Annotated in this window: 12 protein-coding genes; 2 read left to right on the top strand and 10 right to left on the bottom strand. The window is 60.5% G+C overall.

Going from position 1 to position 21,363, the window contains the following annotated elements; genetic code table 11:
- Nucleotides 1-47 precede the first annotated feature (47 nt).
- From yegS to ACLI4M_RS01545, 8 genes are all read right to left on the bottom strand, one after another.
- Nucleotides 48-947, bottom strand: a complete 900-nt coding sequence (gene yegS / locus ACLI4M_RS01580; protein WP_133623279.1) for a lipid kinase YegS — start codon at nt 945-947, stop codon at nt 48-50.
- 279 nt (nt 948-1,226) lie between these two features.
- Entirely contained in the window at nt 1,227-2,609 is a 1,383-nt protein-coding gene (gene yegQ / locus ACLI4M_RS01575) for a tRNA 5-hydroxyuridine modification protein YegQ (protein WP_133623280.1), read from the bottom strand.
- A 125-nt stretch (nt 2,610-2,734) separates the two neighbouring features.
- On the bottom strand, nt 2,735-3,442 hold the full coding sequence (baeR, locus tag ACLI4M_RS01570; RefSeq protein WP_048915558.1) for a two-component system response regulator BaeR: 708 nt from the start codon (nt 3,440-3,442) through the stop codon (nt 2,735-2,737).
- A gap of 14 nt (nt 3,443-3,456) precedes the next feature.
- Complete coding sequence (gene baeS / locus ACLI4M_RS01565; protein WP_133623281.1) at nt 3,457-4,842, bottom strand: two-component system sensor histidine kinase BaeS; 1,386 nt, start codon at nt 4,840-4,842, stop codon at nt 3,457-3,459.
- Complete coding sequence (locus tag ACLI4M_RS01560) at nt 4,843-6,252, bottom strand: MFS transporter (RefSeq protein WP_133623282.1); 1,410 nt, start codon at nt 6,250-6,252, stop codon at nt 4,843-4,845.
- 1 nt (nt 6,253) lies between these two features.
- Nucleotides 6,254-9,328 carry a multidrug efflux RND transporter permease subunit MdtC gene (gene mdtC, locus ACLI4M_RS01555; protein ID WP_133623283.1) on the bottom strand — a complete coding sequence of 1,025 codons (3,075 nt, stop codon included), beginning with the start codon at nt 9,326-9,328 and terminating at the stop codon, nt 6,254-6,256.
- Nucleotides 9,325-12,444 (bottom strand): MdtB/MuxB family multidrug efflux RND transporter permease subunit, encoded by a 3,120-nt coding sequence (locus ACLI4M_RS01550; RefSeq protein WP_133623284.1) that lies wholly within the window; start codon nt 12,442-12,444, stop codon nt 9,325-9,327. Before ACLI4M_RS01550 ends, mdtC begins: the two co-directional genes overlap by 4 nt.
- Nucleotides 12,444-13,676 carry an MdtA/MuxA family multidrug efflux RND transporter periplasmic adaptor subunit gene (locus ACLI4M_RS01545; protein ID WP_048915563.1) on the bottom strand — a complete coding sequence of 411 codons (1,233 nt, stop codon included), beginning with the start codon at nt 13,674-13,676 and terminating at the stop codon, nt 12,444-12,446. The genes ACLI4M_RS01550 and ACLI4M_RS01545 overlap by 1 nt, the downstream gene beginning before the upstream one ends.
- A gap of 246 nt (nt 13,677-13,922) precedes the next feature.
- Here ACLI4M_RS01545 and ACLI4M_RS01540 point away from each other — a divergent pair, with 246 nt between their 5' ends.
- Nucleotides 13,923-14,885, top strand: coding sequence for an aldo/keto reductase (locus ACLI4M_RS01540; RefSeq protein WP_099755259.1), 963 nt, complete (start codon nt 13,923-13,925; stop codon nt 14,883-14,885).
- A 204-nt stretch (nt 14,886-15,089) separates the two neighbouring features.
- On the opposite strand, the gene yegD is transcribed toward ACLI4M_RS01540, so the two are convergent.
- Entirely contained in the window at nt 15,090-16,442 is a 1,353-nt protein-coding gene (gene yegD / locus ACLI4M_RS01535; protein WP_133623285.1) for a molecular chaperone, read from the bottom strand.
- A gap of 170 nt (nt 16,443-16,612) precedes the next feature.
- Between yegD and ACLI4M_RS01530 the strand changes: the two genes are divergently transcribed.
- The gene (locus ACLI4M_RS01530; protein ID WP_133623286.1) at nt 16,613-18,004 is read left to right on the top strand and encodes a hypothetical protein; all 1,392 of its coding nucleotides are present in this window, start codon (nt 16,613-16,615) and stop codon (nt 18,002-18,004) included.
- Here ACLI4M_RS01530 and ACLI4M_RS01525 read toward each other — a convergent pair.
- On the bottom strand, nt 17,997-21,341 hold the full coding sequence (locus ACLI4M_RS01525) for a diguanylate cyclase (protein WP_133623287.1): 3,345 nt from the start codon (nt 21,339-21,341) through the stop codon (nt 17,997-17,999). The two genes, ACLI4M_RS01530 and ACLI4M_RS01525, sit on opposite strands and share 8 nt — an antisense overlap.
- Nucleotides 21,342-21,363 lie beyond the last annotated feature (22 nt).

Raw genomic sequence — 21,363 nt, 5'->3', positions numbered from 1 at the left:
TGGGTGATGATATTAAGGCCGATCGTTTTGCGATCGGCCTTTAGGGGTTAAGCCAGCAGTTCGCAGGAAGGTGGCAGGCGGCACTCCAGCGCGTCCGGCATCACCTCAATACGGAATTCTTTTCCGCTCAGCGGTTCGCCGTCGAGGTTAAAGGTCATCTCATTTGGCGCACTGATGGTCAGCCACGGCAGGGAAGCGGTGATCAGGTTCGGGTTCTCTTCGTCGCTGGTCAGCTTGTGAATGAGGGTGGGCAGCAGCTCCTGCGAGGTGGCGATGCTCAGCTCCAGCCTGCCGTCATTAATCAGCGCGGTCGGGCACAGGCGCTGCCCGCCTCCGGCCTGGCGCCCGTTTCCGATGCCAATCACCAGCGCATCACCCTGCCAGTGAAAATCCGGGCCTTGCAGCGTGCAGCTGTCGGCTTTCAGGGTATCCATGCGCATCAGGCCATGGATGAAGTAGGAGACGCCGCCGAGTGCCGACTTGAGCTTTTCCGGGGTTTCGGTGGTAATGCGCGTGCCGAAGCCGCCGGTCGCCATATTGATAAAGTAGCGGTCGTTATTGACGCGGGCGATGTCGATAGGCGTGGCTTTACCGAGAATGGCCAGGCGCAGCGCATTCTCCATCTCCAGCGGGATACCCGCGCTGGTGGCGAAGTCGTTGGCGGTACCCAGTGGTACCAGGCCCAGCACCGGGCGGTGTTGCGGCGCCAGGCGGGCCAGCGCGGTGGCGACCTCATTGATGGTGCCGTCGCCGCCCGCGGCAATCACAGTGCTGGCCTGCAGCGCTACCGCTTCGCGCACGTAGCGTTCGCCGTCGCCGTGTTCCCAGGTAACGCGTACCTCCAGCGGGAAGCCCTGCTGGCGCAAAGTGCTAATCGCCGCGCGCAGCTCTTCATTACCAGCGCTTTTACCGTTGAGGATCGCCAGGGTAAGTGAATGTTTTTCCATTTTTAATTCCTGATGGCGTTTGCAGTTTGCATCAAGATATAGCATATCCTGGCGCCTGGGGGTAACGCAGGGGGACAACGTCTGAAAAAATAGGGCTGTAAAAAAAGAAATGGCCCGCACGGGGGAGCCGGGCGAGCCAAATGAGGTGGTCCAGGTCATCCCTTTTTCGGGTGGAAATTTGAATGACCGATATGCTATTTGGATTTGTTCGTTAGGAGCGGGAGCATCATAACCAGGAATGTCCTGAGGTTATGTGACCAGATTCTAATATCAGTAACATTATGTGACTTCTTTTGCCAAGTCGACCGCATGGGGGGAGCGGGTAGTGGTGCCTGACAGATTGCGCATCAGCAGGGCGTATTGCAGATCCACCGCCTCCGGCAGCGGTAGCCACACCAGATGACCGTTGCCCGGTGCAACCTCAATCGGCTGCGCCTTGCCGTTTTCCATCTGTGCCAGGGTGAAATTGATATTGCCCGCCGGGGTCATCAGTTCCAGGCTATCACCCACGCTGAATTTGTTCTTCACATCGACCTCGGCCAGCGCACCGCGCCGCTCGCCGGTAAATTCCCCGACAAACTGCTGACGGTCGGAGACGGAGTACCCGGCATCATAGCTTTGGTAGCTATCGTGCGTGTGGCGGCGCAGAAACCCTTCGGTATAGCCGCGGTGCGCCAGCCCTTCCAGCGTTTCCAGCAGGGCAGGGTCGAACGGTTTTCCGGCGGCGGCGTCATCAATCGCCCGGCGATAAACCTGAGCGGTGCGGGCGCAGTAGTAGAACGACTTGGTGCGCCCCTCGATCTTCAGCGAGTGGACGCCCATCCGGGTCAGGCGCTCAACGTGCGCCACCGCGCGCAGATCCTTTGAGTTCATAATATAGGTGCCGTGCTCATCCTCAAAGGCGGTCATATATTCGCCGGGGCGCATCGCTTCTTCGATCATAAATACTTTATCGGTCGGCTCGCCGACGCCCAGCGTGGGTTCAACGTTGCGCACCGCAATCGGCTGCTGGCGATGAACGATATTGCCGACGGCATCCTCTTTACCTTCCTGCACGTTGTATTCCCAGCGGCAGGCGTTGGTGCAGGTCCCCTGGTTCGGGTCACGCTTGTTGATATAGCCGGAAAGCAGGCAGCGGCCGGAATAAGCCATACACAGTGCGCCATGCACGAAGATCTCCAGCTCCATCTCCGGCACCTGCTGGCGGATTTCGCCAATCTCTTCCAGCGACAGTTCGCGCGACAGGATCGCCCGCGTCAGCCCCATCTGCTGCCAGAATTTCACCGTTGCCCAGTTGACCGCGTTGGCCTGCACCGACAGGTGAATATCCATCTGCGGGAAGGCTTCGCGCACCAGCATAATCAGCCCGGGATCGGACATAATCAGCGCATCCGGCCCCATCGCCACCACCGGCTGCAGGTCGCGAATAAACGTTTTTAGCTTGGCGTTATGCGGGGCGATATTTACCACCACGTAGAATTTTTTTCCGAGCGCGTGAGCTTCATTGATGCCGAGGGCAAGGTTGTGATGATTAAATTCATTATTGCGCACGCGCAGGCTATAGCGAGGCTGACCGGCGTACACTGCGTCTGCGCCATACGCAAAAGCGTAACGCATATTTTTCAGGGTGCCGGCCGGAGAAAGCAGTTCCGGTTTATACATGATGTCTCAGTCTGATGTCAGGTCAGAAATTGCAATGGGGGTTAGTTTTTGTAGGGGCCGATCATTTTTTTCGATCGGCCCGACGGCGGGGGATTGTACTGGCGGGAATCGCGGCGGGATTTGATCTAAATCAAACGACAGACATCGGCTTCCCAGCGATAGCCCATGCCGTAAACGGCGCGGATAAAGGGCTGGTCGGCGTCGAGCGACTCCAGCTTGCGGCGCAGATTTTTAATATGGCTGTCGATGGTGCGGTCGGTCACCACGCGATAATCGTCGTACAGGTGGTTTAGCAGCTGTTCGCGGGAAAATACCTTGCCCGGCTCCTGCGCCAGCGTTTTCAGCAGGCGGAACTCCGCCGGAGTGAGGTCGAGGGGTTTTTCGTCCCAGCTGGCCTGAAAGCGGTTTTCATCAACCTTCAGCAGCGAGACTGCCTGGGCTTCTTCCGGCGTGCGCTGGCAGCGTTTCAGAATGGTTTTCACCCGCGCCACCACTTCCCGCGGGCTGAAAGGCTTACAGATGTAATCATCCGCGCCAATCTCCAGCCCCAGCAGGCGATCAATCTCTTCAATTTTCGCCGTAACCATCATCACCGGCAGCTCGGAGAAGCGGCGCAGCTCGCGGCACACTGACAGACCATCCAGCCCCGGCAGCATCAGATCGAGCAGTACCAGGTCCGGCGCGTGCTGCTTAATCCAGTCGATGGCTTCATCACCGCGCATCAGATGGTGGGTGCGATAGTTGGCGGCCTGCAGATAATCCACCATCAGCTGGCCAAGTTTGGGTTCATCTTCAACGATTAAGATCAGCGGAGCAGCGTTGTCCGGAAGCATTAAAGGAGTCCATATCAGTGAGTCTTATACGGTAAGTGTACCGTAATTCTCACGCCTCCGGCATCGGAGTGGTCCGCAACAAGGGTGCCGTCATGGGCTTCGACAATGTTCTGACAGATTGCCAACCCAAGGCCAGAGCCGCCGCTGGCGCGATTACGCGACCCTTCCGCCCGGTAAAAGCGCTCAAAAATCTGAGTGCGCTGCTCATCGCTAATACCGGGTGCGCTGTCGTCAAAATGAAGGTAATTGCCGTCCGGCAGGTGTTGCAAAGTGATATGCAGCGTGCCGCCGGGGTCGGTATAGCGCAGGCTGTTCTCCATCAGATTGGTAAAGAGCTGAATCAGGCGGTCCGGGTCACCAAACTGCGGCGCGCTCGCCGGCAGATCCAGCGTCAGGGCCAGCGGATGGCGGGCAAAGCGCTGGGAGAAGTTCCCGGAGACCAGCTCCAGCAGCGACGCCAGATCGATCTGGCTTTTGCGGTAAGCCAGCGCCCCCTCGTCGGACAGCGAGAGCTGGTGCACATCGTCGACCAGCTTGGTCAGCGTCGCGACTTCACCCTGCAGTGAGACGATCGACTCCGGCGTCAGCTTGCGCACCCCGTCCTGAATCGCTTCCAGCTCGCCGCGCAGGATCGCCAGCGGCGTGCGCAGCTCGTGCGAGATATCGGCCATAAAGGCGCGGCGCATGCTTTCGTTTTTCTCCAGCGTGCTGGCAAGGCGGTTAAAGTCCTGCGCCAGCCGCCCAAGCTCATCGCGGCTGGAGGACTCTACGCGGGTGGCGAAATCCCCGGCGGCGAGGTGATGGGTACCGTCGACCAGCCGTTTTACCGGGGCCAACAGGCCGCGCGACATTAGCCAGGTTACCGCTGCGGCCAGCAGCATCGTCAGCCCGACGATCATCCAGCTGGTGCGCTTCTGCTGCTGGTCAAAGTTGATATCGGCGCTGCGCGTCAGGCGCTCGGGCGGCGAGCCAATCACCCAGCCGACCACTTTGCCACTGCTGGTGGTGATATTGCGCCGCGAACCTTCCGGCGGCACCGGCGCGCGCGGCCCCATCATCACCTGATACTGCTGGTCAATAATCCAGAACTGGGTGCGCCAGCCGTGCGGCGGCAGCTGATTACTGGCGTCGGGATTCTGCTCCAGCGAGCGCAGAATATTAAACACCAGCTTATTGTTGTTGCGCAGGAAGTCCCAGTTGCCGTGCTGTTCGTACTGGTCCGCCAGCGCATCGCTTAGCATCATCAGCCGCTGCTCGTTGCCGCGTTTAATGTAGTCGATAAAGCCGTGCTCAAAGCTGAGGCGCACCCCCCAGTGCATGGTGATCAGCACCAGCATGCAGGTGGAGAAGATCGCCGCGAACAGCTTGGCGGTGATGCCGATACGTAATTTTGCCAACATTTAACGCTTTCTCCTGCGCGCCAGCAGCGCATTAGGGCCGGTTTCCGCAGGCACGCGCCAGAACACCAGCGCGGGCAGGGCGATAACCAGCGCCATGCAGAAATAGGTATAGATAAAGGCCTGGTGCACCGTCGGGCTGTCGGTCACCGCCTGGTGGGCAAAGGTGCCGAGCAGCAGCCCGGCGATGGTCACGCCGATACTCATCGACAGCTGCATCACCATCGACAGCAGGCTGTTGCCGCTGCTGGCCAGCTCATCGGGCAGCTCTTTCAGCGTCAGGGTGTTCATCGCCGAGAAGCGGATAGCGTTGACCATGCCCTGTAAGAACAGCACCACCGGCAGCAGCAGGTTCCAGCCCAGCAGCGCCACGGTGGGGAACAGCACCACCACCAGTGCCAGCCCGAGGGTCGATCCGACCAGCACGTTGCGATAGCCGAAGCGATTGACGATCTGCACGATAATGCGCTTCATGCCCATATTGCCGAGCACCATCGGGATCATCATCAGCCCGGCGTGAAACGGGCTGTAGCCCATGCCGATCTGCAGGAAAATCGGCGTCATAAACGGCAGCATCCCACTGCCGATGCGCCCGGTCAGGCTGCCGAGCAGGCCAATTGAGTAGATGCGGTTATCGAACAGCTTCAGGCTGAACAGCGCGCGCTCGTTATTGCGCGCGTGCAGCAGATAGAACAGCAGGGCGAATACCCCGGCGAGGATCAGCAGGCACAGCAGCAGCGGGGAAATGCCTAAGCCGCGCTGGCCGTCGAGCGCCAGCGTCAGCGTGGCCATCCCTGCCGCGAGCAGAAAGAAGCCGCTAAAGTCGAAGCGCCGGGTCTGCAGCGTAAAGTTGGGAAGCAGCATCAGCGTGGCGATCGCGCCAACTATGCCGACCGGAATGTTAATCAGAAAGATCCAGTGCCAGCTGGCGTACTCGACCAGCACGCCGCCGAGCGCCGGGCCGAGCAGCGGGCCAATCTGCCCTGGCAGCGTGACAAAGGTCATCGCCGCCATATATTCCGCCCGCGGCACCAGCTTCATCACCGTCAGGCGCCCGACCGGCACCATCATCGCCCCGCCAATGCCCTGCACCACGCGCGACAGCAGCAGCTGATCCAGCGTGGCGGAGATCGCGCAGCACAGCGAGCCGATGCTGAACAGGATAATCGCGCTAAAGAAGACGTTGCGCACCCCAAAGCGGTCGGCCAGCCAGCCGCTGACAGGCAGCATCACCGCCACCGTCAGCACATAGGAGACAATCACCGAATGCATATGCAGCGGGCTGACGTTGAGGCTGGCGGCCATCGACGGCAGCGCGGTATTGACGATGGTCGTATCCAGCGCCTGCATAAAAAAGCCGAAGGCAACAATCCACAGCTGCCAGCGAACCGAAGCGGGGGAGGCGTTAGCCATCTCAGGCTCCTTCGTGTGCCGGTTGCGGCTTAGCTTTACGCCGCAGTTTATCCATATACAGATACACCACCGGGGTGGTGTACAGCGTCAGCAGCTGGCTCATGACCAGGCCACCGACGATGGTGATCCCCAGCGGCTGGCGCAGTTCGGCCCCGTCACCGCTGGTCAGTACCAGCGGCAGTGCGCCCAGCAGGGCTGCCAGCGTGGTCATCATAATCGGGCGGAAGCGCAGCAGGCTGGCCTGGAAGATCGCCTCACGCGCCGTGAGATTGCCGTTGCGCTGCGCTTCAAGCGCAAAGTCGACCATCATAATGGCGTTCTTTTTCACGATGCCGATCAGCAGCAGGATCCCGATCAGCGCAATCAGGCTGAACGGCGCGGAGAACAGCTCCAGCGCCAGCAGCGCGCCGACCCCCGCCGAGGGCAGGGTAGAGAGAATCGTCAGCGGGTGGACGTAGCTCTCATACAGGATCCCCAGCACGATATACACCGTGGCGATAGCGGCGAGGATCATCCACAGCTGGCTGCTCTGGGTCTGCTCAAACACCGCCGCCGTACCGGCAAAGCTGCCGCGCACGCTGGAAGGCACGCCCAGTGAGGTCATGCTGCGGTCGATCGCGGCGGAGGCCTCGGACAGCGATACCCCTTCCGGCAGGTTAAACGACACGGTTGAAGCCGCAGAAAGCCCCTGATGATTGACCGACAGCGGCGAGTTCTGCGGCTGCCATTTGGCGAACGACGACAGAGGAATGGACTGCCCCTCACTGTTGATCACGTACATCTGGTTAAGCGCGCTGATATCCTGGGTGTAGCGCGGGTCAACCTCCATCACCACTTTGTACTGGTTGAGCGGCTGGTAGATGGTGGAGATCTGGCGCTGGCCGAAGGCGTTATTCAGCAGGCCGTTGGCGTCCGCCACGTCAATCCCCAGCCGCGCCATGGTCTCACGGTCGTAGGTCAGCGCCATCTCCGAGCCTTTGTCCTCCTGGTCGGAGTTGACGTCGGCCAGCTCCGGCAGCGCGGCAAAGGCGCGGCGGATTTTCGGCTCCCACTCGCGCAGGTCGTCGAGGCTGTCGGACAGCAGCGTGTACTGATAGCCGGCGTTGGACTCGCGCCCGCCGACGCGCAGATCCTGCTCGGCCATCAGGTAGAGATTGGCGCCCGGCTCTTTCGCCAGCTTGCCGCGCAGGCGGGCAATCACCTGCTGGGCGGTTTCCGTGCGCGCGCTCAGCGGCTTCAGGGCGATAAACATCGAGCCGCTGTTGGTGCGTGACCCGCCGGTAAAGCCCACCACGCTGTCAACCGCCGGGTCGGCATGGACGATGCGCATAAAGTCTTCCAGCTTGCCGCGCATCGACTGGAAGGAGATGCTCTGGTCGGCCTGAATAAAGCCCATCAGCCGCCCGGTATCCTGCTCCGGCATAAAGGTTTTCGGGATCGAGACGTAGAGATACATCGTCAGGCCGATGGTGGCGAGAAACACCAGTAGCGTCCAGCGTGCATGATTCAGCACCAGATTCAGCGTGCGGCCATAGCCCTGCTGCACGGCCAGCAGCAGCTTACCAAAACCGCGAATGCGCGGCTGCTGGTGGCGCGGCTTATTGCGCAGCAGGTAGGCACACATCATCGGCGTCAGGGTAATCGACACCAGCAGCGATATGGCGATCGATACCGACAGCGTGACGGCGAACTCACGGAAGAAGCGGCCTATCAGCCCGCCGAGCATCAGCAGCGGAATAAATACCGCCACCAGAGAAATACTCATCGAGACCACGGTAAAGCCGACTTCACGCACCCCCTGCAGCGCCGCCGCCAGCGGTTTCATCCCCGCTTCGACGTGGCGCGAGATATTCTCCAGCACCACAATTGCATCATCGACGACAAAGCCGGTCGCCACGGTCAGCGCCATCAGCGACAGGTTATTGAGGCTGAAGCCGCACAGGTACATCGCGGCGAAGGTGCCGATCAGCGAGACGGGCACGGCGACTGCCGGGATCAGCGTGGCGCGCCCGGAGCGCAGGAAAGCAAACACCACCAGAATGACCAGCCCGACCGAGATCGCCAGCGACTGCTCGACCTCATGCAGCGAGGCGCGGATGGTCGGTGAACGGTCCTGCGCCACCTCCAGTTTGATCGACGCCGGAATGACTTTGCGCAGTTCGGGCAGCTGGGCGTTAATCCGGTCGACGGTATCAATGATATTGGCTTCCGGCGCTTTGCGGATCAGCGCCAGAATAGCCGGGCGGGCGTTGGACATCCCGGCGTTGCGCACGTCCTGCACCGAGTCCGAGACGGTAGCGACATCCTGCAACCGCACCGCCGCGCCATTGTTGTAATGCACGATTAGCGGCTGATACTCGGCAGCGGTTTGCAGCTCGTCATTGGTTTTGAGCCACCAGCGCTGCTGCTGATCCTCGATCGCACCCTGCGGTTTACGCACGTTGGCGTCGGCAATGGCGGTACGCACCGCGTCCAGCGACACGCCCTGATTAAACAGCGCCTGCGGATTGAGGTCGACGCGCACCGCAGGCAGCGAGCTGCCGCCAATGGTGACATCGCCTACGCCATCAATTTGCGCCAGCTTCTGCGCCAGCTGCGTTGAGGCATAGTCGTACAGCTGGCCGGGGGAGTAAGTGTCCGAGGTTAGCGTCATAATCATGATCGGCGCATCGGACGGATTCACTTTGCGATAGGTCGGGCGGCTTGGCATCCCGGTTGGCAGCAGGCTCTGGGCGGCGTTAATCGCGCCCTGCACGTCACGTGCCGCGCCGTTGATATCGCGCTCGAAGTCGAATACCAGTATCACCCGCGTGCTGCCGAGCGAGCTGGTAGAGGTCATTTCACTCACCCCGGCAATGCGTCCCAGCGCCCGTTCCAGCGGGGTGGCAACCGAGGAGGCCATGGTTTCCGGCGAGGCACCGGGCAGCGAGGCGCTGACCACAATCACCGGGAAATCGACCTGCGGCAGCGAGGCCACCGGCAGCAGGCGAAAGCCGAGCATGCCCGCCAGCAGGATCGCCACCGTCAGCAAAATGGTGGCGACCGGGCGATGAATAAACAGCGCGAAAAATTTCACTCTGCCTCCTGCTTGCTGAAGCGGCGGCGCGTGGCGAGCGCCAGACGGTCAAACAGCAGGTAGATCACCGGCGTGGTGAACAGCGTCAGTACCTGGCTGACGATCAGGCCGCCCACCATCGCGGTGCCCAGCGGGCGGCGCAGTTCGGCACCGACGCCGGTGCTCAGCATCAGCGGCAGCGCACCGAGCAGTGCCGCCAGCGTGGTCATCAGGATTGGACGGAAGCGCAGCAGACAGGCCTGATAAATCGCCTCATACGGCGTCATGCCCTGTTCACGCTCGGCCGCCAGCGCAAAGTCGATCATCATGATGGCGTTCTTCTTGACGATGCCGATCAGCAGAATAATGCCGATAATGGCAATCACGTCCAGCTCGCTGCCGCTGATCAGCAGCGCCAGCAGCGCACCCACCCCGGCGGTCGGCAGCGTCGAGAGAATGGTGACCGGGTGAATAAAGCTCTCGTACAGCACGCCGAGCACGATATACATCGCCACAACCGCCGCAACAATCAGCCACACGGTACTGGAGAGCGCCGCCTGGAAGGCGAGGGTGCTGCCCTGGAACTGGGTAATGATCTCCGTCGGCATGGCCAGATCCTGTTCCGCCTGGGTTATCGCATTCACTGCCTGCTCCAGCGAATAACCGTCGCTGACGTTAAACGAGAAGGTGGTCGACGGGAACTGATCGAGGTGGTTAATGCTCAGCGCGCCGTGGCGCTGTTCGATGCTGGCAATGGCGCTGAGCGGCACGCTGCCGCCATCGGTGCTATTCAGCCGGATGCTTTGCAGCGCAGCCAGCCCCGGCGTGGCGGCGGTGTCGTGCTCCAGCACCACGCGATACTGGCTGGCCTGGGTATAAATCGTTGAGATCAGCCGCTGCCCGAAGGCGTTATACAGCGCGTTATCGACGTCAGACAGGGAGATGCCCAACCGGCTGGCATTGTCGCGATCGACGCGGATATAGGCTTCCAGTCCCTGGTCCTGCCAGTCGCTGCTCACCTCTTTCAGCTGCGGTAATTTGTTCAGCTCGGCCTGCAGTTTCGGCACCCACAGGCTGAGCGAATCGAGCGAACCTGCCTGCAGGCTGAACTGATACTGCGTGCGGCTGGCCTGGGTATCAATCGTCAGGTCCTGCACCGGCTGCAGATAGAGGTTAATGCCCGGCAGCTTCGCCACCTCCTGCTGCAGGCGGGCGATCACCACCGGAATGCGGTCGTCACGCTGGTCAAGCGGCTTGAGGTTGATCTGCAGGCGGCCGCTGTTCAGCGCCTGGTTGGTGCCGTCCACGCCGACGAAGGAGGTCAGGCTCTGCACCGCCGGATCTTTCATAATGATCGAGGCCACTTCCTGCTGGCGCTGCGCCATATTACTGTAGGAAACCGACTGCGGCGCCTGAACGGTGCCCTGAATAATGCCGTTATCCTGCAGCGGGAAGAAGCCTTTCGGGATCGCCAGCCACAGCAGCACGGTGATTGCCATGGTGCTGAGTGCCACGCCCAGCGTCAGCCACGGATGGCTGAGCACCTTTTGCAGCATGATGCCGTAGCGCGCAATCACGCGCTCAAAGAAGGCTTCGCTGGCGCGGGAGAACCGGTTCTGTTTGCGCAGCGACTCGGCCTTCAGCATGCGCGCGCACATCATCGGCGTCAGCGTCAGCGACACCAGCGCGGAGATCAGGATAGCCACCGCCAGCGTCACCGCAAACTCGCGGAACAGGCGGCCGACGATGTCGCCCATAAACAGCAGCGGGATCAGCACGGCAATCAGCGAGAAGGTCAGCGAGATAATGGTAAAGCCGATCTCACCCGCCCCTTTCAGCGCCGCCGTCAGCGGCTTTTCGCCTTTCTCGATGTAGCGAGTGATGTTTTCGATGACCACGATAGCGTCATCGACCACAAAGCCGGTGGCGATGGTCAGCGCCATCAGCGTCAGGTTATTCACCGAAAAGCCGAGGAAGTACATCACCGCGAAGGTGCCGACCAGCGACAGCGGTACCGCCACCGCCGGGATAATGGTCGCCGCCACGTTGCGCAGGAACAGATAGATGATCATCACCACCAGCGCAATCGCCAGCAGTAGCTCAAACTGTACGTCGTGCACCGAAGCGCGAATATTGGTGGTGCGGTCGCTCAGCAGCTGCACGTTGACCGACTTTGGCAGCGATGCGGTGAGGGCAGGCAGCATCTGGCGGATATTGTCAGCGGTGGCAATAATATTGGCGCCCGGCTGGCGCTGCACGTTCAGCACAATGGCCTGCTGGCGGTTAGCCCAGGCGCCGAGCCAGCTGTTTTCCGCCCCCTGTTCAACCGATGCCACGTCGCCCAAGCGCACCGGCGCACCGTTGCTGTAGCTGACGATCAGCTGGCGGTAGCCTTCGGCGGTTTTAATCTGGTCGTTGGCGGAGAGGGTAATCGAGCGGTCAGGGCCATCCAGGCTGCCTTTGGCCGAGTTGACGTTGGCATTGCTGATAGCGGTGCGCACCGTTTCACTGGTGATACCGAGCGCCGCCAGCGCCTGCGCGTTGAGCTTCACCCGCACCGCGGGCCGCTGGCCACCGGAGAGCGTCACCAGCCCGACGCCGGACACCTGGGAAATTTTCTGCGCCACGCGGTTCTCCACCATATCCTGCACCTGGGTCATTGGCATGCTGGAGGTGGTGACGGCAAGGGTCATAATCGGCGGGTCGGCTGGGTTAACCTTGCTGTAAACCGGCGGATTGGGCAGATCGTTAGGCAGCAGGTTGGTGGCGGCATTGATCGCCGCCTGCACTTCCTGCTCGGCAACGTCGAGCGGCAGCGCCAGCTGGAACTGCAGCGTTACTACCGATGCACCGCCCGCACTCTGCGAGGCCATCTGCTTAAGCCCGGACATCTGCCCGAACTGGCGCTCCAGCGGGGCGGTAATCGCCGAGGTCACCACGTCCGGGCTGGCGCCCGGATAGAGCGTGACGACCTGAATGGTGGGGTAGTCGACTTCCGGCAGGGCCGAAACCGGCAGCGAGCGGTAGCCAATAATCCCCGCCAGCAGGATAGCGATCATCAGCAGGGTGGTGGCGACCGGGCGCAGAATAAACAGGCGGGACGGTCCGCCGCCTGGCGTTGGGGGCATCACCTGCATCAGTCGCTGGCTCCCTTGCTTGGCAGGGCGCTTTTCCCTGAGGTCAGCGGCGTGGCCTGCGCAGCCACCACCTCCACCTGCGCGCCTTCGGTCAGGCGGTCAATCCCGTCGGTGACCACTTTCTCCCCGGCTTCCAGCCCGGCCTTAACCACGACTTTTTCACTGTCCTGGAAGCCTACGCTGACAATTTTCTTGCTGACTTTACTGTCGCTGTTGACCACCCAGACGAAGCTGCCTTCGTTGCCCATCTGCAGCGCGGCGGTCGGGATAACAATCGCATCCTGCAGCGTGCTGACCTTCAGACGCGCATTAACAAACTGATTGGGGAACAGCCGATCGTCTTCATTGGTAAAGCGCGCCTTCAGCTTGACGGTGCCGGTAGTGGTATCAATCTGATTGTCCATGCTCAGCAGCTGGCCGGTGGTGAGCAGGTTTTTGTTGTTGCGATCCCAGGCTTCGACCGGCACCGCGCCGCTTTTCTGCGCGCTGAGAATGCTGGAAATATCGTTTTCCGGCAGGCTGAACACCAGGTCAATCGGGTGCGTCTGGGTGATCACGACAATACCGTTGGTATCGCCACTGGTGATGTAATTGCCGATATCGACCTGTTTCAGCCCGACGCGGCCGGAGATGGGCGCGGTGACGCGGCTGTAGCTCAGGTTGAGCTGGGCGCTGGCCACGCTGCCTTCGTCGGCTTTAAGGGTGCCGAGGGTTTCACTGACCAGCGAGCGCTGCGTATCCAGCTCCTGTTTTGACACCAGGCTGGTTTTCGCCAGCTTTTCATAGCGCGCCAGGTCGCGGCGGGCGTTGGCTAATGTCGCCTGATCCTTCGCCAGCTGTCCCTGAGCCTGCATCAGCGCGACCTGGTACGGGCGCGGATCGATTTCGGCCAGCAGCTCACCGGCTTTGACTTCCTGCCCTTCGGTGAAGTGAATCGCCATTAAATCGCCGTCCACCCGGCTACGCAGCGTCACGGTATTGGCCGCGGTGACGGTCCCTAATCCGGAAAGGTACTGCGGCACGCTCTGACGTACCGCCTCTGACGCCTGCACGGGAGCCATCGCTGCACCCGCGCCGCCGTGTCGCCCACCTTTGCCACGCGGTTGCTGAGTGCCGGCTTTTGGCTCAGCAGTGGATGAGGCGCTGTGGCTGTGCCACCAGTAAGCGCCACCACCGATCAGGGCAACGAGGATAATCAGGGGAATTAGCGGAACGCGGCGCTGCGATTTCATGGTTTTTTTGCTCTCCGGTAGCAGGGCCTGAAGCCCAGGCGGGACAAAACAGTATCCCGAATATAGTCACAATAGCGGATTTCAAGCGCTGAAAAATGAAGGAAATAAGGATAACGGGTTAGTTTTGTTCTGTCCCGCGTTCATCGGGCCGAATACGCAAATCTTTTGCCACAAATTAGCGCAGCGCGAAAAGCTTAGTTTGCTAAGCTTACAGGCTGTTGCATCCTTCATATCAGGAGAATGATCATGAGTAATTTAGAACATCGCCAGCTGGGCCGCAGCAAGCTTCAGGTTCCGGTGCTGACGTTTGGTGGCAACGTATTTGGCTGGACCGTCGACGAAAAGACCTCGTTTTCGCTGCTCGACGCGCTGGTGGAAAAGGGACTCAATTTTATTGATACCGCCGATGTCTATTCACGCTGGGCGCCGGGCAACAAGGGCGGCGAGTCAGAGGTGATTATTGGTAACTGGCTGAAGCAGAGCGGCAAGCGCGACAAAATTATTCTCGCCACCAAGGTTGGCATGGACCTCGGTGATGGCAAAACCGGCCTCGCGCCGCACTATATTCGTCAGGCGGTTGAGGCATCGCTCAAGCGCCTGCAAACCGACTATATCGACCTCTATCAGGCGCACCGTGACGATGCCGATACGCCGTTGCAGGAGACGCTGGCGGCGTTTGATGCGTTGATTAAAGAGGGCAAGGTGCGGGTGATTGGTGCCTCTAACTACTCCGATGAACGTCTTGAGGAGGCGCTGAAAGTCAGCAGCGACAATGGCCTGGCGCGCTACGAAACTCTGCAGCCGGAATATAACCTTTACGACCGTGAAGGCTATGAGAGCGGGCTGGAGAAAGTCGCGAAAGATCACGGGCTGGGGGTGATTAACTACTACTCGCTGGCCAGCGGTTTCCTCAGCGGGAAATACCTGAGTAAAGAGGACGCCGCGAAAAGCGCGCGCGGGCAGGGCGTGGTCGAGAAGTATCTTAACGATCGCGGGCTGAAGATTGTCAAAGCACTGGTAGAGGTGGCGGAGAAACATCGCGCTACGCCGACGCAGGTGGCACTGGCATGGCAGATTGCCCGCCCGAGCATCACCGCCCCGATCGTCAGCGCAACATCCCTGGCACAGGTTGAAGAGCTAAGCAAAGCGGCGGTGCTGAAGCTGAAGGATGACGATTTGCGCCTGCTGTCGGAAGTGAGCAGCTATTGATGTGTGGGTCCTACCGTAGTGGCTGACCCTCTTTTCCGGTCAGCCCGTCCGTGCAGCGTAAACCCAATAAATCAACGGTACGAGGGATTCGTAGTGGCTGACCCTCTTTTCCGGTCAGCCAGCCCGCCCGCACCGCACGAGTGAAAGGGCCGATCGAAAAAGATGATCGGCCCCTACAGGTGGGCCAGCACGCCCGCAACCAAATCAGCGGAACATCACCTGCGCCCAGCGTGCCAGCCCGGCGGTGACCGAGCCGAAATCATCGCCGCTGGCCAGCGGGATATCCGGCAATTGCTGTTGCAGTGCGGCACGCAGTACCGGGGATTTGGCGCTGCCGCCGGTGAGATAAATGACGTCAGGACGGGTGCCGCTGGTATTTAACGCCAGCGTCACCTGCTCCTGGATCCGCTCTAACGGCTGGCTGATAGCCGTCTCTAATCCCGCCACGCTAATCCCGGTTTCCAGCCCGCTCTCGATAAAGTCCAGCGCGGTCAGCACCTCGCTCTGCTGCGACAGGGCAATTTTGCTCTCTTCCGCCGCGCGCACCAGGCGATAGCCTAGATGCTGTTGCCACACTTTCAGCAGACGCTGCACCTTTTGCGGCTCGGCCGCGTCGCGGATCAGGTCCTGCAGCAGCTTGCGCGAAGCTGCGGCGTAAAAATCACTCTGCGCCGGAACGTCGTTAATCGCCACGGCATTCCACCACGGCAGCGCGGGCAGGCCGGTGCCCTTCACGGTTTCCCCACCAAGGCCCAGCAGCGGCATCAGCTCTTTAAACGCCAGCATAATGTCGAGATCGTTTCCGCCAACGCGGCAGCCGCTGTGGCCCAGCAGGCTCTGCTTACGGTCGGCTTTATCATGCCACTGCGGCCCCATCAGCAGCATCGAGCAGTCGGTGGTTCCCCCGCCGATATCCACCACCAGCACGCGCGTCTCTTTGCTCAGCGTGGCTTCAAAATCCAGCCCGGCAGCGACCGGTTCAAACTGGAATACCACATCGCTAAACCCGGCGCGGCTGGCAGCGCGTGCCAGAATACCTTCAGCCTGCTGGTTGGCATCATCGCCGCCCAACCCCTGGAAGTTGACCGGGCGGCCAATCACGGCCTGCGTCACGCTGTCATTCAGCGCGCTTTGCGCAGAGAGGCGAATTTGCAGCATCATCGCGCACACCAGGTCCTCAAAGAAGGCCACCTGCTGAGGTTTCAGGCCGCTGGCACCGAGGAAGGATTTTGGTGATTTAACAAACCACACCTCCTCCGGGTCATCCATATATTGCGCCAGCGACGCCAGCCCGAATTTCACGCTGCCCGGCAGCACTTCGATATCTTCCTCACGGTTAAAGGCGAGGGCACGGCGCAGCAGCGCCTGGTTTTCCGCCTGCGGAGTCGGCACCTGGTGGTGACGGAACAGCCATTCACTGACGGCATCGCGGGTCGGCGCACACAGCATTGAAGGTAAATAAGGCGAGCCCTGCTCTAACGGCAGCAGCTTTGGTGCGCCGTTTTCCATGATGGCAACCGAGCAGTTTGCCGTACCGTAGTCGAAACCGATAAACATCGTTTCCTCCGCTGAGTGTGAAAAAAGGGGGCGACTTTAGCCTGTGTGCGGGGGCGGCGCAAGCGGCAAATCCCGCTTTGAATATCGCGGCTTTCAAATATCAACCGCCTGCATATAGAATCGGCAGCGCTGAACGGAATCGTTCTTTATTATTTTGCAGGGGGCATATTGTGCACTTAACGCTGTCAGTGGCGCTGCTGTTGCTGATTATCATGCTGGGGCCGCTGTTGCTGGCTATCGGCGCACTGGTTCTGGCCGTCAAATGGCAGCAGCCTGCGTCGCGGCGGCTCCTTCTCTTGCTGCTCTTGCCGCAGTGCCTGATTGCCGCGGTGATGCTGTGGCAGGGCCTGAATGCTGTCGGGCTGGCGCTGCCGATGATGGCCTGGCTGGTGCTGTTCTGCGCGCTGCTGACGTTGCTGTTTGGCCGCTGGCGACCGCAGGCGTGGCTCCAGGCTCTGGTGAGCGGCTGGGCGCTGTTTATCCTGCTGGCGGCGGCATTCTGGTTCTACCCACAGCATCAGAGCGCCATGGAATGGGCGCGCCATCAGCAGCAGGTGCAGCATAATCTGGGTCTGCTGCAGCGGCAGGCATGGGCAGATCTCGACCGCCTGCCGAGCGGGCAACAGCGCGAGCTGTTTTTCCGTGCAGTCGAGCAGGATTATCCGGTTGAGAGCTACCACTACTTTATTCGTCAGGGGATCTCCCCCCTCGATCGGCAGGAGTTTGGCTTTACGCCGTTCAGTAATGCGATTGAACACCATAATCCGGTCGCCCTTGATCTGTTCTTAAGATTGATGACTCCGGCGCAGATTCAGGCGCTCACCTTCGATCACGATCCGCTGCGCGACCTGCGCCTCGAACCGCCTTATCACGATGCCGAAAGGAAAAAGTTTTACCGCAGCATGGCGCTGTTACTGAAGGCACGTCCGGACTGGATCCATCCGCGCAGTGGCTCTTCGCCATCTTATTTCACCACCGCCATCTTTAACGGCTACACCGAAAGTGCCAACTTTTTACTGGCGTGGCTGCCCGCCCCGCAGGGGGTCTGGCAGCTGGCGCTGCTGGCGTTAAATGGTCAAACGCAGCCGCTGATGAATGCGCTGCACCAGCAGCCGGCGCAGCTCGAAGAAACCTTGACGGAGGGTGCGGGGCGCCGTTTGAGTTTGATGGAGTGGCTGATTAAATACGCCGCTCAACCCACCCGTCAGGCCGTACTGGAGAGCAACCTGATAGCGTGGGATCGCTTTCAGCGCGCGTCAGCTGACGGGAAAGTAGAGAATACGCTGGTGAATGAGGCGCGCGGGAACTGGCGATTTCGCGATGAAAACCCCACGGTGCTGCAGCAGGTGCTGGTCAGCGCGGTGCGCCAGCGTGCCACGCTGCCAGCAGCGCAGCTGGCAGATATTTTACGCTACGACGAGCAGGGGGTAACGCTGGCGATGCTGATCGAGGCGGGGCTGCCGTGCTCCCGACTGCTCTCCGTCAGCGCGCTGCTGAAAGAGGATGACAACGATATTCGCGCTCGTCAGCGGATTGCGCAGCGGTGTTCTGCCCCTACTTAATCGCAAAATAGCTGTTCACCAGCAGCGTAGATAATGGCTGGGGTGTGGCGATGGCATCGCCCCACACGGCATCAATACCGATTGATGACAGAGTATTCAGCGCGGCGGGCAGGTCGACCGGTCCGGCCAGCGTCAGGATCCCCTGGCGCTGGGCGTGACCGTGAATAATCGACACCATCATTTCGTCCATCAGATTACAGTGGACGTTACTGACCAGTTCCGGGGCGAGGATCAGGTAATCAATCTCATCAGCGGGCAGCTGATTAAAGGCATCAAGATTGCGGCCAAAATCGCGCAGCACGATGCGGCAGCCGGCAGCGCGCAGGCGGCCGATATTAGCATGCAGGCGCTCGTCCGGCTGGCTGAGCACATCGGCATTGATGGTGAACCACAGCAGATTATTCGGAACGTTATAGCGCCCAATCATCGCCAGCGCGTCACTGATAAAGGCATCCTCACGCAGCCCGAAGCCGGAAAGCGGCAGGGCCAGCGTCAGCGACTTGCTCATCACTCCCTGCGCATAGTGCTGGAAAAACTCACTCATCAGCTTGCGGTCGAGCGCGACGAACAGCTCACCATCCTGTAAGCCAGCGCGGAAGCTGGCCTCATCAATCTCATAACCTTCCGGGGTAAACAGCTGCATCTCCGCCAGCCAGAAGCTGACCGCATGAATTTTGCGCGGCGGCGCGGCGGCGCGGATCTGCAGGCGCATCGGCTGCTGGGTGATAATCTGCTCATTTTCAATGCGGCTCATCACTGGCTTCAGGCGCTGGTGCAGGTGATTTTCATACACCGATAGCTGACCCCGGCCGTTATGCTTAGCGTTATAGCAGGCGAGGTCGGCCTGGGCCATCAGCTCGCTGGCGCTGGCATTCTCCCGGGTAATCACGGTTAACCCGGCGCTGGCCCCGACGCGGTGCAGGCGGCCCTCCCAAAGAAAGCGATGCTGGTTAACGGCATCAACGATGCGGCCGACCGCCTCACTGGCTTTCTCCATGCTGCACTCCGCCAGCAGCACGCCGAATTCGTCGCCGCCGAGGCGGGCAAGGAAATCCGTGCCGCGCAGGTGATGCTGCATCACCCCGGAGATTTCGCCCAGCAGCGCATCGCCCGCCGCGTGGCCTGCGGTGTCATTTACCGCCTTAAAGCGGTCGAGGTCGATAAACACCAGCGCATGCTGCACCTGATGCTCGCTGGCGCTGGCGCTGGCGATCAGGCGTTTTAGCTGACGCTCGAAGCTGACCCGGTTCGGCAGGCGCGTCAGCATATCGTGCGAGGCGCTGTAGCTCAGGCGCTTCATCATCTCCCGCGACTCGCTGACGTCCTGAATGACCATCACGCTGCCGATTTGCTCGCCTTCCAGCGTGCTCAACGGCGACAGGCTGTAGTGAACGGCATACTGTTCGCCGGCGCGGTTGTGCAGCACCAGCCCAGCGTCAAAGTCGCCCGGCGTTTTTTCCTGCGGCACATCGCACTGCAGCAGATTTTCTATCCGGGGGCCGTGGCTGCCGTAGGTGATGCGCAGAATGTCGCTTAGCGGCCTGCCGGAAGCCTGATGCTGCAGCCAGCCGCTCATCTTCTCGGCCACCGGGTTCATAAAGATCACCCGCATCTCGTCATCGGTGCTGATCACCGCTTCGCCGATGGCGTCGAGCGTGATGTGCATCCGCTCTTTTTCCTGATACAGCGCGTCGGTCAGCAGGCGCATAGCGGTGACATCCTGGTTAATACCCAGCATGCGTTCGACATTGCCTTTCTCATCCAGCACGATGCTGCCCTGGCTGCGGATGTAGCGGATGCCGGTGGCGGTTTCAATACGGAACTCAACGTCCGCCGGGGTGCCATCTCTGGCAGCATTATCGAAGGTTTTAATCGCCATCTCCCGGTCGGCGGGGTGCAGGCTGTTTACCCATGTCAGGTAACTGGCCTGCATCGCACTGGGCAACTGATAGATCTGGAACATGCGCTTATCCCAGCTCATGGTGCCGCTATTAAAATCCCACTCCCAGACGCCAATCCCGCCCGCCTCATTCGCCAGCGTGATGCGTTCCATCAGGCGCTGGTTGACCTTTTCGGTCTGCTTCAGGCCGGTGATATCTTCGATCTGTGCGATGAGATACAGCGGAGTGCGCTCACTGTCGCGCACCAGCGACACCGCCAGCAGCGTCCAGACGATCTCGCCATCCTTGCGCAGATAGCGTTTTTCCATGCTGTAGTTGTCAATCTCTGCCGTCAGCAGCGCCTGCAGCTGCGTCAGGTCAGCGTTGAGATCGTCCGGATGGGTCAGCTGCTGGAAGTTAAGCGACAGCAGCTCTTTTGGGGTGTACCCCAGCAGTTTGCACAGGGAATTATTGACCTGTAACCACTGGCCGGAAGGGGAGACCAGCGCCATGCCGATGGCGGAAAACTCCATCGCATGCCGGAAACGCGTTTCGCTCTCCGAGATGTGTTTGCGCTCTTCGCGGAAGGAGTGCATCACCAGCGTCATCATATGGCTGGGGATCAGCGCCAGCAGGAAGGGGACCCAGGGCATGGAGAGCAGCTGGCGTGCGGTGGTGTCGATGGGTATCAGCTGGAACACCAGCATCAGCGACATCATCGACACGGTGGCGAGATAGACCACAAAAGCTTCAAGGCGTGGCAGGCGCACCGCGCTGTAGAACAGGATCACGATGACGAAGGTAAATGGCCAGGGCGCATAGCGCAGCGTGACCCAACACAGCGCCAGCGTGGCGGTCAGCGTCAGCAGGGCTTCAAACAGCACATTTTGACGCAGGTGGCGGCGCACATAATCGCGCTGCCACAGCAGGCCGACCGGTCCGATTGCCAGCATGCCGACCACTTCTGACATGACCCAGGTCGTAAAGAAGCGCAGCGAGGCATGACCATGAATGTCCAGCAGCCAGCTGGCCAGCAGCCCGCCGACCAGCGGGGTGAAAATCCCCACGGCCACCAACATTTTACTCCAGCTTAATAACGAGCTAAGCGGCGCATGGCGATCGAGCAGCAGGCGCAGCAGAGCGCCGCCGAGCAGCGCCTGGATCAGGTTGATCAGCGGGAAGAGAAGGTTAGACAGAGCCGGGCCAATCACCAGCGCATTGGCGCAGGCAACGCCCAGCACGCAGCCGAGTAACAGCAGCGGCAGCGTGCGGCGTGGGTTGCGGAACACCACGATGGTCATCAGGGCGGTAGAGAACCAGAGCGGAGAGATCTGCCCGCTGACCTTAATCAGTTCCAGGCAGTAAAACGTGACGACAAAACTCAATACCCCCAGCAGCCCGGCGTTAAGCCAGGGTTGGGGAGAGGTTTCGGGGCGGGGCAAAGTTTCTGTCGTCATCACACATCCAGCACGGCGCCGA

This window comes from Erwinia sp. LJJL01 (assembly GCF_047300805.2).
Lineage (GTDB): Bacteria > Pseudomonadota > Gammaproteobacteria > Enterobacterales > Enterobacteriaceae > Erwinia > Erwinia aphidicola.
This window is presented reverse-complemented; position numbering and strand designations above follow the sequence as displayed.